The sequence below is a fragment of the Paeniglutamicibacter sp. NPDC091659 genome (assembly GCF_044756805.1).
In the GTDB taxonomy this organism is placed as follows: Bacteria; Actinomycetota; Actinomycetes; order Actinomycetales; family Micrococcaceae; genus Paeniglutamicibacter.
This window is the reverse complement of sequence record NZ_JBIVTO010000003.1, coordinates 113851-127698: the sequence shown is the minus strand read 5'-3', so window position 1 is coordinate 127698 and position 13848 is coordinate 113851. Positions and strand designations below refer to the sequence as shown.

At 63.9% G+C, this 13848-nt stretch carries 9 protein-coding genes and 1 riboswitch; of the genes, 3 read left to right on the top strand and 6 right to left on the bottom strand.

Going from position 1 to position 13848, the window contains the following annotated elements; genetic code table 11:
• Positions 1-122: 122 nt before the first annotated feature.
• The 6 genes from alr to ACIQLF_RS08140 form a co-directional block, all read right to left on the bottom strand.
• Complete coding sequence (alr, locus tag ACIQLF_RS08165) at positions 123-1304, bottom strand: alanine racemase (protein ID WP_400296644.1); 1182 nt, start codon at positions 1302-1304, stop codon at positions 123-125.
• 175 nt (positions 1305-1479) lie between these two features.
• Complete coding sequence (locus tag ACIQLF_RS08160) at positions 1480-2988, bottom strand: PLP-dependent aminotransferase family protein (protein WP_400296641.1); 1509 nt, start codon at positions 2986-2988, stop codon at positions 1480-1482.
• Positions 2989-3006: 18 nt separating this feature from the next.
• Positions 3007-3903, bottom strand: a complete 897-nt coding sequence (locus tag ACIQLF_RS08155) for a universal stress protein (protein WP_400296638.1) — start codon at positions 3901-3903, stop codon at positions 3007-3009.
• Between the two features lie 124 nt (positions 3904-4027).
• The gene (locus tag ACIQLF_RS08150; RefSeq protein WP_400296636.1) at positions 4028-5527 is read right to left on the bottom strand and encodes a helix-turn-helix domain-containing protein; all 1500 of its coding nucleotides are present in this window, start codon (positions 5525-5527) and stop codon (positions 4028-4030) included.
• Positions 5528-6105: 578 nt separating this feature from the next.
• Complete coding sequence (cycA, locus tag ACIQLF_RS08145) at positions 6106-7590, bottom strand: D-serine/D-alanine/glycine transporter (protein WP_400296634.1); 1485 nt, start codon at positions 7588-7590, stop codon at positions 6106-6108.
• A 55-nt stretch (positions 7591-7645) separates the two neighbouring features.
• The gene (locus ACIQLF_RS08140) at positions 7646-7849 is read right to left on the bottom strand and encodes a hypothetical protein (protein ID WP_400296631.1); all 204 of its coding nucleotides are present in this window, start codon (positions 7847-7849) and stop codon (positions 7646-7648) included.
• Between the two features lie 161 nt (positions 7850-8010).
• Positions 8011-8108, bottom strand: a riboswitch (glycine riboswitch).
• A 544-nt stretch (positions 8109-8652) separates the two neighbouring features.
• On the opposite strand from ACIQLF_RS08140, the gene ACIQLF_RS08135 reads away from it, so the two are divergent.
• The 3 genes from ACIQLF_RS08135 to aceB all read left to right on the top strand — a co-directional run bounded on the left by ACIQLF_RS08135 (position 8653) and on the right by aceB (position 12758).
• Complete coding sequence (locus ACIQLF_RS08135; protein ID WP_400296628.1) at positions 8653-9276, top strand: dTMP kinase; 624 nt, start codon at positions 8653-8655, stop codon at positions 9274-9276.
• A 406-nt stretch (positions 9277-9682) separates the two neighbouring features.
• On the top strand, positions 9683-10984 hold the full coding sequence (gene aceA, locus ACIQLF_RS08130; protein WP_400296625.1) for an isocitrate lyase: 1302 nt from the start codon (positions 9683-9685) through the stop codon (positions 10982-10984).
• A gap of 136 nt (positions 10985-11120) precedes the next feature.
• Positions 11121-12758 (top strand): malate synthase A, encoded by a 1638-nt coding sequence (gene aceB / locus ACIQLF_RS08125; RefSeq protein ID WP_400296622.1) that lies wholly within the window; start codon positions 11121-11123, stop codon positions 12756-12758.
• The last annotated feature ends 1090 nt before the right edge of the window (positions 12759-13848 follow it).

The following is a 13848-nucleotide window of genomic DNA, read 5'->3' as shown; positions in this document are numbered from 1 at the left end:
CGGCCGCCGGGCCGGGGTCCTCGCCAACCCGATCAGTCGGTGTGGTGCATATCACTCTGCCCGTTGTCTGGCTCCCTTTACAGACCCAATTTGCCACGGCTTTTTAGGTACCAGAAATCTACCTACAGGTAGATCCTGGGCACCCTGGACCCGACCCGCGTGAGAACCTCATACGGGATGGTCCCCGAGGCCTCGGCCCACGCCTCCACGTGCGGCTCCCCGCCGTCACCCGGGCCGAACAGCACGGCCCTGTCGCCCGGAACCACGTCATCGTCGGCGACATCGATGACGAACTGGTCCATGCAGACGCGTCCCAGCACGCGGTAGCGGCTCCCGGCGACATGCACGGGCCCGAGCGAGCTGGCACTGCGGAAGACGCCGTCCGCGTAGCCGAGCGGGACCACGGCAAGCGTCGTCTCGGTCTCGGTGAGCTCGGTGTGCCCGTAGGAGATCCCGGCGCCGGCCGGCGCGCGCTTGGTTTGCACGATCGCCGCGCACAGCGTCATGGCCGGGCGCAGCGCGGGGGAAGCGCCGCGCAGCTCCTGGGGCAGCGGATTCACCCCGTACACGGCGATGCCGGTGCGGACCATGTCGAAATGCGCCGCCGGGATGGCCAGCGTCGCGGCGGAGTTGGCGATGTGGCACAGCTCCGGATCCAGCCCCAGGCCCCGGGCAATGCCGATAGCCTCGGTGAACACCTCCAGCTGAGCCGCGACCGAGGGGTGCTCGGGCTCGTCCGCGCAGGCCAGGTGGGACCAGATTCCCACCGCACGGATCTTGCCGGCCCGCTCGAGCTCCAGCGCCGCGGCACACAGCCCGGGCCAGTCCTCAAGGGTGGAGCCTCCCCGCCACATTCCGGTGTCGATCTTCAGGTGGATGCGCGGGGCCTTCCCGGCTTCCTCGCCGGCGGCGGCGATTTCCTCCAGCTGGCCCACCGAGTAGGCGGCAAGGTCGATGTCCAGCCCGATGGCCTCGGCGTAGGGCGATCCCGGGGCTGCCAGCCAGGAGAAGAGCGGGGCGGTGATTCCGGCCTCGCGCACGGCGAAGGCTTCCTCGAGGACCGCAGTCCCCAGGTAGTCCGCTCCCCCGTCCAGCGCGGCCCGTGCCGTCTGAACGATCCCGTGGCCGTAGCCGTCGGCCTTGAGCACCGCCAGCAGCTTGGCCCCGGAGGCCACCCCGCGAAGCGCCCGGACGTTGGCGGTGATGGCCGAGGTGTCGATAAGCGCCGCCCGCTGGGGCACCGGCGCGGTTGCCGTGTCCCGTCGTTGGCCGAGGGTGCTGGTGATTGGTCCCGACTGGTTCATGACGACTCCTTTGTCGATTCTTGTCTTGTCGATGCTTGTCGATTGCGATTCGCGAAAAACGGCACGGTGCAACAATGAGCCTTCCGCCCGCTGCTACAACTGTTCCCGGCCCGGGTGCCGCGGCACAGGTCCAGTTGGGGACCGGTTATTCGGGTCCAGGCTCCGTGCCGGCCCTTTACGAGGAAAGACCGGCCAGCACGCGGCCCAGTTCCCGGATGCCTGGCCGGATTGCCTCGAGCTTGATGGCGGCAAAACCCAGGCGGAAGTAGTTCCTGTTCGACTCGGGGTCGTCAAAGAAGACATCCCCGCGCTCGATGACGACCCCCGCCTTGATCGCCTCGGCCGCCAGCTGGACGCAGTCCAGCCCCTCGGGGCCGCGGATCCAGATGCTCACGCCGCCGGGCGGGCAATGGATCTCCCAGGGCACGAATTCCTCGAGCGCCTCGGTGAGCGCCTGCCACTTGCGCTGCAACTGGGTCCTGCGGCGGGAAATGGTGCGGTAGTACTGGCCGGATTCGATGAGCAAGGCCATGGCCCGCTGCGGATGGCCGGGAATGTGGCGGATCTTGTACCGCCGCTGGTTGCGCAGCTCGGCAATGAGTTCCGCCTCGGCGACCATGTAGCCCATGCGCAGGCCCGGGGCCAGGAACTTGGTGAAGGAGCCCAGGTAGATCACGTGTTCGGAGTCGGGCAGGGCCTTCAGCGCCGGCGTCGGCTTGCCTCGGTACCTGAACTCGCTGTCGTAGTCGTCTTCGATGACCAAGGCGCCGGCATTCCGTGCGCGCGCAAGGATTTGCCGTCGGCGCGCGCCCGACAGCGTGACGTTGGTCGGGCTGTGGTGGCTGGGCGTCAGGTAGAGAAGGTCGATCCCGTCGAAGTCTTCCGGCGGCACCAGGCCGTTCTCGTCCACCGGCAGCGGGCGAAGCGTCGCCCCCGCCCTGACAAAGGTGTGCCTGGCATCGACGTATCCGGGGTTCTCGACCCCGACGCACGTGTCGGCGCCCATCATCGTCTGCGCCAACAGGTCCAGGCCCTGTTGCGAACCCGCGGTGATGAGGATGTTTTCGGGATTCGCGTGGATTCCGCGCGTGGGCAGCACCCTCTTGCACAGCGTCTCCACTAGGTACGGGTCGTCCTCGTCCACCGAGTCGCGCAGCGAATAGAAGAGGTGCGGCGGATCCAGCGAATCGCGCAACGCACGCGACCAGCCCAAACGGGGGAAGTCGCGCTCGTCGACCTGGCCCGCCACAAACGGGTAGGGGTAGCTGGCCCAGTCCCGCACCTTGGTGATTTCCGGCATGTCTTGGTCAAGCCGCGGACGGATGTGCCGCGACCAGTCCACCGCCGACCCGGCCGCGGGCGCCGCGTCCCCGCTGGGTCGCCGTTTGCCGATCATCTGGGTGTTGATGAAGTAGCCGCGTCTGGAATGGGACTCGATCACGCCGGAGGCCAGGAGCTCCTGGTAGGCGGCGTTGACAGTGTTCCTCGACAGTCCCAGTTCGCGGGACAGCTCCCGGGAGGAGGGCAACGGCAGGTTCGGAACCAGGGTTCCGGAGAGGATCTGGTGCTCCAGTGCCTGGCGGAGCTGCCGATACAGGGGTTCGGCGGAGTCGGAGGAAACGGCAATGGGGGCCTTGACCTCCGCATAGAAGGCAGGAGGGAAGTGCTGGGCTTCGGGTGTCATGTGTGTTTTCGCGCCGGCCTAGATGTGGGCCAGGCTGGCGGCAGCCGGCACCGGCACGTGGAATCGGGGAACAACCACCATGGGCACGGGCAGCGCACGGAGCATCTTGTTGGCCGTGGAACCCAGGAAAATCCGGCTTCGGGCCGCCAGCCGGCTGGAGCCGATCATGACGATCTCGGATTCGTCCCACTCCAGGCCCTCGATCGCCGCCTCGATGGAACGGCCCTGGGCCACGTCCGCGGTCACGATCGTCCGGTTTGCCACGCCCTCGACGGCCCGGTCCAGCGTCTGCCGCGCGTGGGTTCGCGCCCAATCCGTGCCCCTGCCCTTGTGCGCGTCGGAGTCCAACGCGACCAGGGAAATCAGCCGCAACGGCACATGGCGGATTGCCGCGGAATCCACGGCTACCTCCAGCGCGGATTCCGCGCCGGTGCGGGTTCCCAGCGCGCAGGTGATGCGGGTGATTTCCCGCGGCGGAAGGTATCCGGAGGGCGCCAGGGCCACCGGCACGGGCGAAGAATGCAGCAGGGCGTTTGCTGTGCTTCCCACGGTGAAACGCCGGAACGGGCCGGTGCTGGCCGCCCCGACGACCACCAGGTCCGCCTTGAAATCGGACACCGCCCCGAGCAGCCCCTCGGCCATCGAATCCGCAAACCGGATATGCGTTCGCGCCGTCATCGTGGAGGGGACCAGCGCCAGTGCGCGGTCCATCCACTTCCGCGCGGACTGCAGCTGGAAGTCCTGGTAGACGCGCTCGGAGCCGGAGAGCGCATCGCCGGGTGCGGCCCCGCGAACAATGTGGACCAGCTCGATTTCGGCATGCACCGGGGCAGCCAGCGACTTGGCAAGGACAAGTGCCAGCGAAATGGCTTCGCGCCCGCGCTTGTCCTCGGTACACCCGACTACATACTTCATTCCGTGGGCCCTTCTTGGGGAAAGTGGCTTGCCGTTGTCCGACCGGGCAAAACGAGCTGCCCACCCATACCTATCAGTCATCCGAGGCCAAACAGGAACGGCAGCGCCTATGTGACGCGCAGCACTAGCGCTCTTGGGCGTGGGCGGAAAGGAATGAATAGACTTCGGTCTCGTCCACGCCGGGGAAGGCACCCTGCGGCATGGCCGCGAGCAGGTGAGTTTGCGCCCTGGCGCTCGGCCAGGCGTAGCCGGCCCATTCCTTCTGCAGGTCCAACGGAGGACGACGGCAGCACGATTCGTCCGGGCACGTCGAGCTGGATCGCTCGGTGGTGTCGCGGCCCCGGAACCATTTCACATGCACGTAGGGGACGCCGATGCTCAGAGAGAACTTTCCGGCAGTCGAGCGCTCGGTGCGCGCGGTGCACCAGAAGGTGCCGGCGGTGGTGTCGGTGTATTGGTTGTAGGCGCTGAATTGGTCCGCCACGTCGAAGACTTCGCGGCTCGTCCAGTACCTGCACACGGACTGCCCCTCGATGGCCCCGATGTGGTCCATGGGGAAATTGACGCCGTCGTTCTCGTAGGCCTTGTGGATGATGCCCGACTCGTGGACCTTCTGGAAGTGGACGGAGATGCCGAGGTGCTCGGTCGCCAGGTTGGTGAACCTGTGTGCGGCCGTTTCATAGGAGACGGAGAAGGCATCGCGGATGTCCTCCACCGCCAGTTCGCGGGCGCTCTTGGCTTTTTGCAGGAAGTCGACGGTTGCCTTCTCCGGCATCATCAACGAGGCAGCGAAATAGTTGGTCGCAACGCGCTGGCGCAGGAAATCGGAGTAATCCTGCGGCGCCTCATGACCCAGAACGCGGTGGCCGAACGCCTGCAGCAACACCGAACGCGTTGAATGCTCGGAGCGCTGGGACTGAGTCAGGTAGACGCGCATGTTCTTGAGGTCGGTCACCGACCGGGTGGAGTGCGGCAGATCCGAGACGTTGTGCAGCGAGAAGCCAAGATGCGTGGCAATATCGGTGATCTGGTGGTGGGACAGCGGGCCGGAAGCGTGGCCGATGGCCTTGAGCACCTTGGCCGCCTCCTTTTCGATCTCCGGGTAGTAGTTGTTGCGCTCGCGCATTTCCCCGCGAAGCTCCACGTTGGCGCGGCGCGCTTCTTCCGGCGTTGCCGACTGCTCGTTGAGCCGTCGCTCAAGTTCGCCCTGCAACCCGACCAGGGATTCGAGGACGTCCATGGGCAGCCTGGAGGAAATGCGCACCTTGGGCAGCCCGAGCGACTGATAGAGCGGCCCGCGCTGGGCGCGCTCGAGTTCGATCTCCAACGCCGCGCGCTTGGTCGGCGGTTCGGACCCCAGCAATTCATCCAGTCCGACCCCAAAGATGCCGGCCAGCGCCTTGAGCATGCTGAGCTTTGGTTCGCGCTTGCCGTTTTCCATCAAGGACAGCTGGCTGGGTGCGGTTCCGACCGCCTCGGAAAGATCATCCAGGGTCATCGCCTTGGCCTTGCGCAGGTGTCGGATCCGGCGCCCAAGGGAAATGACGTCGAGTTCTTCGGCGTCCTCGACCGACAATTCGGTCTTTTGCGGCCCTGAAGGGCGATTCCATGTGGGGGTGCTCACTTTTTCAGGGTACGCGAAGAACCAAACTATTTTCCAGCATGTGACCCCACTTCTCGTTCGCAGAAGTGCTCCATATGCGTTTTTCGGTAAAAGAACCGGCATTCTGCTCACGCCGGACCTAAAACTGATAACCGGATTCAGCGCTCCGTTCAAGCCCGCGAATCTAGAATTGAGGTACGGCACGAAGGACCGGTGAGTACGATGAAAAACACCCATTCCCCCACAGAAAACTCCGCAGCGAAGACCTCCAGAGTGGGGCCTGCCGCACTGCATGGATCGGCATCCAGCCCTGGTCTTCCGAATCTGGCCGGCGCCCAAATCCCGGGCCCGGGAACAGGGCATTTGCTCTACGGCGAAAACGGCCGCCTGACGGACGCCGCGGCGGACCCGTGGGAGCTGGAAGGCCACTTGGGTTCCCGAAGCGCGATTCGCCGCTTCCTTGCTCGGGTCTTTAGGCATTGACAGGCTCTCAAATACGACCGCCCAGGAGAACCGGCCGCCATTCAACGCGAAACGCGGCGCGGGCAGCCACATCCATGGCTGCCCGCGCCGCGTTTCGCTTCAGGTGGCGCCGATCGCTACTTCGCGGCCGGCTCCCGGAGTTCCTGTTCCTCGATTACATGGCCGGCGTTGAACTCAGCGGCGCTCTTGTGTTCCTCAATGACCTTTGCCGCGTGCAGGGTCCGCAGCGCTGCGTGCTGCGGGCGGCGGCGAAGCAGCACGTAGCCGATGCCCAGTGCAACGAACCAGATCGGGGTGAAGAGCAGCGCCGACAGGGTGTCGGCCTGCGTGGTCAGCGCCCAGAGGATGAAGCCGAAGAAGGCCAGCACCACGTAGGGCATGAACGTTCCGCCGGGCATCTTGAACTTGCTTTCCGAGTGCAGCTGCGGGCGACGCTTGCGGTAGACGATGTAGCTGATCAGGATGATCGACCACACGAACATGAAGCACAGGGCCGAAACGGTGGTGACCAGGGTGAAGGCTTCGGCCACGCTGCCCTCGGCGTAGAGCAGTGCCACGCCGGCGAGCAGGAACATGCAGGAGAACAGCAGTGCATTGCGCGGGACCTTGGTCCGGGAGAGCTTCGCGAAGGCCTTGGGAGCGTCGCCCTCCTCGGCCAGTCCGTGGATCATGCGGGACGTCGAGTAGATGCCGGAGTTTGCACTGGAGGTTGCCGAGGTGAGCACCACGAAGTTCACGATGCCGGCGGCCCCGGCAAGGCCAGCCAGGGCGAACATGCCCACGAACGGGGATTCCTCGGCGCTGAACAGGTTCCACGGCTGGACCGCCATGAGGATGACCAATGCGCCGACGTAGAAGAACAGGATGCGGATCGGGATGGAGTTGATCGCACGCGGCAGGGTCGTTTCCGGGTCCTTGGTCTCGGCGGCGGTGGTACCGACCAGCTCGATGCCGACGAACGCGAACACCGCGATCTGGAAGCCGGCGACGAAGCCCATGAAGCCTGTCGGGAACATCCCGCCGTCGCTCCAGAGGTTCGTGAAGGAGGCAGTGACGCCGTTGTGCTCGAAGCCCGTGATGACCATGACCAGGCCGATGACGATCAGTGCGCCGATGGCGACGATCTTGACCAGGGCGAACCAGAACTCGGTCTCGCCGAAGTTCTTCACGCTCGGCAGGTTAAGCGCCACCAGCAACAGGATGCAGGCCACGGCCGGGATCCACAGCGGCAGGTCCTTCCACCAGTACGCCACGTAGTGGGAGATCGCCACGACGTCGGCGATGCCGGTTACCACCCAGCAGAACCAATAGGTCCAGCCGGTGAAGAATGCCGCCCACGGGCCAAGAATGTCCCCCGCGAAGTCGGAGAAGTTCTTGTAGTTGGTGTTGCTCAGCAGCAATTCGCCCATCGCGCGCATCACGAAGAAGAGCATGAAGCCGATGATCATGTACACGAAGATCACTGACGGCCCGGCGACAGAGATGGTCTTGCCCGAGCCCATGAACAGGCCGGTGCCAATGGCCCCGCCGATCGCGATCAGTTGGATATGGCGGTTGGAGAGCCCACGCTCAAGGTGGGGTGCGGAACTGTTGTTGCTCATGCTGTTGCCTTCCAGATGGGTGCTGGTGCTTCGGTGGCGTGACATGGACGATTCCCTAGCTGTAGTCGCCGACGGGGGCTAGGTTCTGAATCGAGTCCTGCGCATTGTTCTCCGAGGCAACCATTCCCATGCCGTTGCGCTTGCAGGAGAGACCCGAGGCGAAGCGCGCGGCGAACTCCGGATCCCGCTGAACGGGATCGTGGAGCAGGCCAGCGGGCGCGCCGATGGGCAACCGGGCAGTGGCGTGGGTGGTTAGCATCTTGGAGGAACTTCCGAATAGCGCGCGGGCGATGCCGCGCTTTTCTTGAGTCCTCCCCGATCTGTTTACGTACCTGAGAGTTTCCATCCCTGCCCGCAAGGGGGTGTGGGACTTGCTCCTTCGGTGAGCACGGATTCCACCGTGCTGCTTTCCAGATTCGCCTCTTCGTGGCGGTACGGGGGCCTGAGAGTTTCCTGGGGAGGAATTGCTCCTACGGCGCCCGTCCATGGATTGGACGGGGCTCTCCCGCCACGTGTAAACGGCGATACGTATGTGATTGCAGTCACAATTTACGCCCGACGCGCGCATGGCGCAACTCGGGGAGCGCCCGCTGGCGCAGTGGTCCATGAAACAGCCCGCTGACATGCGGTGAAATGCGCCATGCGGTTGCGTCACATTCTCCAGGGGGGGCATGAAGACGTCCGAGCAGAGTTCCCGTTTCCGCCCATGTTCCCGATCTGGCGGTTGCCGTATTCCGGGCTCCCGGCGTTCGCCGTGAAGACCTCTGCAACCTCCGAGCTCGACGCGAAGCTGGACCCGTGGTTCAGCGGCCCGGACAGGTCCGCCGTGGATTCACGGGAAAGGCCGATGTCCGCGCGCTCTCGCAGCGTCCCTCTTTCCACGTCCCCGGGTGCCGGTTCCCGCGCCGTGCGAGTGCGCCCAGCGCGGTTCGCTGAAAACGCACGATGTCGCTCCTGCATCGAATTGCCCCGCTTGTTCGTTGGAACTTGTAGAAAACCTATTTAGCCAACAAACGGAGCCCTTTGCCTTCAGCCCATGCAACACCTTCCGAGGAAGTCGTCATGCCACCAAGTACCGGGCGCGCCACTACCCGATCAGATGTTCCGTCGCGCCGCCGGACGATTGTGTTGCTGGGTATCGATGGGGCCGGCAAGACAACTGCCGCGACCGCTCTTGTTGCCGGCGTCCGCGCCACCGGGATTCGGGCCCAGCTGCTGCGTAATCCGGCCGGACGGCGCTGGATGTCACGCGTGGCTGCACGATTCGGCACCGCATTGCCGCCGGTCTGGGCCAATCGGCTGGAGTCCGTGGTTCGATGCGTCAATGTCCTTCTCGCCCATGCCCGAGCCGCCACATTTCCCGGCACCACCGTCATGGATCGGCACGTGGCTTGCCAGCTGGTCTTGCGCTCGGTCCGCGGCTTGCCGCGCGGACGCCTTCTGCCATGGCTCATGGCCCGGCTCCCCCGTCCCGATGCCGTCATCTTGATCGACCTTCCCGCCGAAATTGCGTATGCCCGGATCGTTGCACGCGGGGAAGACAGCGAAACGCTGTCCTATTTGGCCTCGGCACGTGAGGCATATCTGGAGATTGCCGCATCCAAGGGCTGGCATGTCATTGACGGCTCCGAAACACCGGAAAACGTCGCGCTCAAAACCCTGCAGGCCGCTTCGCATAACGCCTGAGACGTGAGGTGGCTGGTTCCCCGGTCCCCTTGCCCATGGCAACGCCCCTGACCGATGCGTGAGCGCATCGTACCCAGGCCCGACCATCGCCGCCACCCTCGGTTGCGGTGCCGACTTGGATATGTGCAGATCCGGGATTCTTCAGCCCTGAGAAATATCCCCTGCTTCTTCGGCCCTTCCCAGACTCGATCCGCCAATTTTCGGTTTTGCCTGCCGAATCCTGGCCGGAGTGAGCATAATTTTCGAAAACGCGAAGAAATGCAAATCTTTCCGTGAAATGACCCTAGATAGCGCTGTCAAAGTGCGGAAATGTAGGTCCTACGCAGAAAGAACGCCGGAACAACCCACCAGGTTCAACGATGAAGTTGATCTCGGACCGGCACCGGCAACCAGCAAGGAGAAGGCAATGACCGAGCAGAATTCGACCGAGAACCGCATCGCTTCAATCGAGCAGGACTGGGCAACGAACCCACGTTGGAACGGCGTCACTCGTGATTACTCGGCAGCAGACGTTGTGAAGTTGCAGGGCTCCGTACAGGAAGAGCACACGCTGGCAAGGCGTGGTTCCGAGAAGCTTTGGAAGCAGCTCACCGAAGAAGCCCCGACCGGTGGATACACCAACGCCCTTGGCGCCCTGACCGGCAACCAGGCAGTACAGCAGGTCAAGGCCGGCCTCCGCGCCATCTACCTTTCCGGCTGGCAGGTCGCCGCCGATGCAAACCTTTCGGGCCAGACTTACCCGGACCAGTCGCTCTACCCGGCCAACTCGGTTCCGCAGGTTGTCCGCCGCATCAACAACGCCCTCCTCCGCGCAGACCAGATCGAGCACGCGGAAGGCATCAAGACCGTTGAGGATTGGCTCGTGCCGATCGTGGCAGACGCCGAGGCCGGCTTCGGCGGCCCGCTGAACGCCTACGAACTGATGAAGTCGATGATCTCCTCCGGCGCCTCTGGCGTTCACTGGGAAGACCAGCTCGCTTCGGAAAAGAAGTGCGGCCACCTCGGCGGCAAGGTCCTGATCCCGACCCAGCAGCACGTTCGCACCCTGAACGCAGCCCGCCTGGCAGCCGACGTCGCGGGCACCCCGTCCGTCGTCATCGCCCGCACCGACGCCGAGGCAGCAACCCTGATCACCTCGGACGTCGACGATCGTGACAAGCCGTTCGTCACCGGCGAGCGCACCGCCGAAGGCTTCTACAAGGTCCGCAACGGCATCGAACCATGCATCGCCCGCGCCAAGGCCTACGCCCCGTACTCCGACCTCATCTGGATGGAAACCGGAACCCCGGACCTGGAACTTGCCCGCAAGTTCGCCGAGGCAGTCAAGAAGGACTTCCCGGACCAGATGCTCTCCTACAACTGCTCCCCTTCCTTCAACTGGAAGAAGCACCTGGACGATGCAACCATCGCCAAGTTCCAGCGCGAACTCGGAGCGATGGGCTTCACATTCCAGTTCATCACCCTCGCCGGCTTCCACGCCCTGAACCACTCGATGTTCGACCTGGCCCACGGCTACGCCCGTGAAGGCATGAGCGCATACGTCGAGCTCCAGGAAGCGGAATTCGCCTCCGAGGCACGCGGCTACACCGCAACCAAGCACCAGCGCGAAGTGGGCACCGGCTACTTCGACGACATCGCCACCGTTCTCAACCCGAACGCATCCACCCTGGCTTTGGCGGGATCCACCGAAGCCGGCCAGTTCCACTAAACACACCGCGGCGGTTTCCGCTTCAGTGTCCTGTGGGGCCGGTTGAACACAGCCGGCCCCACAGGGTTACACGCTTTTCCAGCAGCATCCAGGCAAACCGCCACCCACAAATCTTGATTTTCGAAGGAGTCCAGCCATGAACGATCCCATCACCCTGAACGGTATTACTTTGGTCGCTGCGCCGGTTCGCCGGCAGGAGGAGGTGCTCACCCCTCAGGCGCTGGACTTCCTGGCCCAGCTTCACAAGGCATTCGACGGACGTCGCGCAGAACTGATGCAGACCCGTCAGCTGAACCGCGCCCGGATCGCCAATGGCGCCGATCCGAAGTTCCGCCCGGAGACCAAATCGATCCGCGAGGATAGTACCTGGCAGGTCGCACCCATCGCGCCGGGTCTGGAGGACCGCCGCGTTGAGATCACCGGCCCCACCGACCGCAAGATGACCATCAACGCCCTGAACTCCGGCGCCAAGGTCTGGCTCGCCGACATGGAGGACTCCTCCACCCCGAGCTGGTCCAACGTCATCAACGGTCAGCTGAACCTGCGCTCCGTGCTGGACCGCAACATCGACTTCACCTCCCCGGAGGGCAAGGAATACAAGCTCACCGGCGAGAAGCTCACCGACCTGCCGACCATCGTTGTCCGCCCCCGCGGCTGGCACCTGCCGGAAAAGAACCTGTTGGTTGCCGGCAAGCCGATGTCCGGCGCATTGGTCGACTTCGGCCTGTACTTCTACCACAACGCCCAGCGCCTGATCTCGCAGGGCCGCGGTCCCTACTTCTACCTGCCGAAGATCGAAAACCACCTCGAGGCCCGCCTCTGGAACGACGTCTTCGTCCTGGCACAGGACCTGGTGGGCATCCCGCAGGGCACCATCCGTGCCACCGTGCTGATCGAAACCATCACCGCGGCTTTCGAGATGGAGGAAATCCTCTACGAACTGCGCGAACACGCAGCGGGCCTGAACGCCGGCCGTTGGGACTACATCTTCTCCATCATCAAGAACTTCCGTTCCCGCGGCCCGCGCTTCGTCCTTCCGGACCGCGCACTGGTGACCATGACCGCACCGTTCATGCGTTCCTACACCGAGCAGCTGGTGCGTGCATGCCACCGTCGCGGGGCCATGGCCATCGGCGGCATGGCCGCCTTCATCCCCAACCGCAAGGACCAGGCCATCAACACCGTGGCCTTCGAGAAGGTCCGCGCCGACAAGACCCGCGAGGCCAACGACGGCTTCGACGGCTCCTGGGTTGCGCACCCGGACCTGGTTCCGGTGGCCCGCGAGGTCTTCGACGCCGTCCTGGGCGACAAGCCGAACCAGCGCGACCGCACCCGTGAGGACGTCACCCCGGACGACAAGGAACTGCTGAACGTTGCAGGCACCGAAGGCAAGATCACCGAGGCCGGCATCCGCAACAACATCGAGGTAGGCATCCGCTACATGGAGGCCTGGCTGCGCGGCAACGGCGCCGTTGCCATCCACAACCTCATGGAGGACGCCGCCACCGCGGAGATCTCGCGTTCGCAGATCTGGCAGTGGATCCAGCAGGCAGCCATCACCGACGAGGGCGAACTGATCTCCCGCAGCTGGGTGGAAGACCTGACCGAGGAGGAATTCGACAAGCTCGCACGCTTCGAGGGCGACCGTTTCGAGGATGCACGCGAAATCTTCGAGGCATGCGCCCTGCGTGAGGACTTCCCGACATTCCTCACCGTCCAGGCCTACAACCGCTACCTGCGCGAAGCCAAGGCATTTGAGAAAGTAAGCGCCTAACCAGATCTTTGGTGGCGGGGTGGAGGGGCAAGCGCAACGACGCGACCACCCCTCCGATCCCGCCACCAAGACTAAACTTCACAAACTTCGATGGTCCCCACTGGCAGAGCTGCTTATTGCGGGGACTTTCGTTTTTAAGTCACTTGCCGTTTCATGGCCCTTGAGCTCCGGAATTCGTACCGCCAAGCTTCGAATCCAACTTCGCTCAATGGGTGACACCGAAAAGTGGCTTCAGGATCCCCGGCTGTGGAACACGCTTCGGGTGACATGCCGTTGCCGTCGATGAACAGATTCCCGGCCTTGCCCGCTTCGTGGGGCGAAATTCGTACCGCTCCGACCCCGGGACCATGAAACGTCAGGGACGCCACGCTGTCTCGAACGAACGTCCCGCCCGACGGGCAGGCCCGGGCACGTTAGCGCATGGCCCGCAGCCAAAGCCTCGCACTGGCCACCAGCGCTTTGCTCAGGCCACACGTCGCGAACGCCGCGAAAAATTCCGTCGCTGCGGCCAGGGAACCCAACCGCGGGCCCCGGTGACTCGCAATTCCCCCCGTCCGCCAGCCCTCTGCACCTTGAACTAACACGGGTGCCGCTCACTGCCTGCTTTCTCTTCCTGGTGAGATGGACCACGTCCCCGGCGCACATGTACAAACCTGGCCACAGGTCGATCTCTATCGTCAGGCCGGCCTCTCGAAAAAAATTTCGGAGTAAAAAGGCACCCGGGCTTCCCCCGCGCCTTGCTTGGCTCACACTGCGCACGTGGCTAGTCGATCACGCTGACCTTGGGAATAACTTGGGCGCTAAGCACGGCGCTACCGAACGGCAAGCAATAACAACCCGCCTTCCATCGATCACCTAATATCCAATTGATGGATTGAATCAATGAACACCAAAGTCAGACCCGAAACTCGAATCTCGCCCGAATTCCCAGTGCTCAAAAACGCCCAAAGTCACGCCAGCAACTCGGCGGCTTGTCACATTCCATCCCGGGGCGTCATGCCAACACCACAAGCGTTCAAGCGACCGCAAAAAAGACAAAAGCGTCGAAAAAGAAATGCCAAAACCACCCTTTACAAAGCCTTGAGGCAGA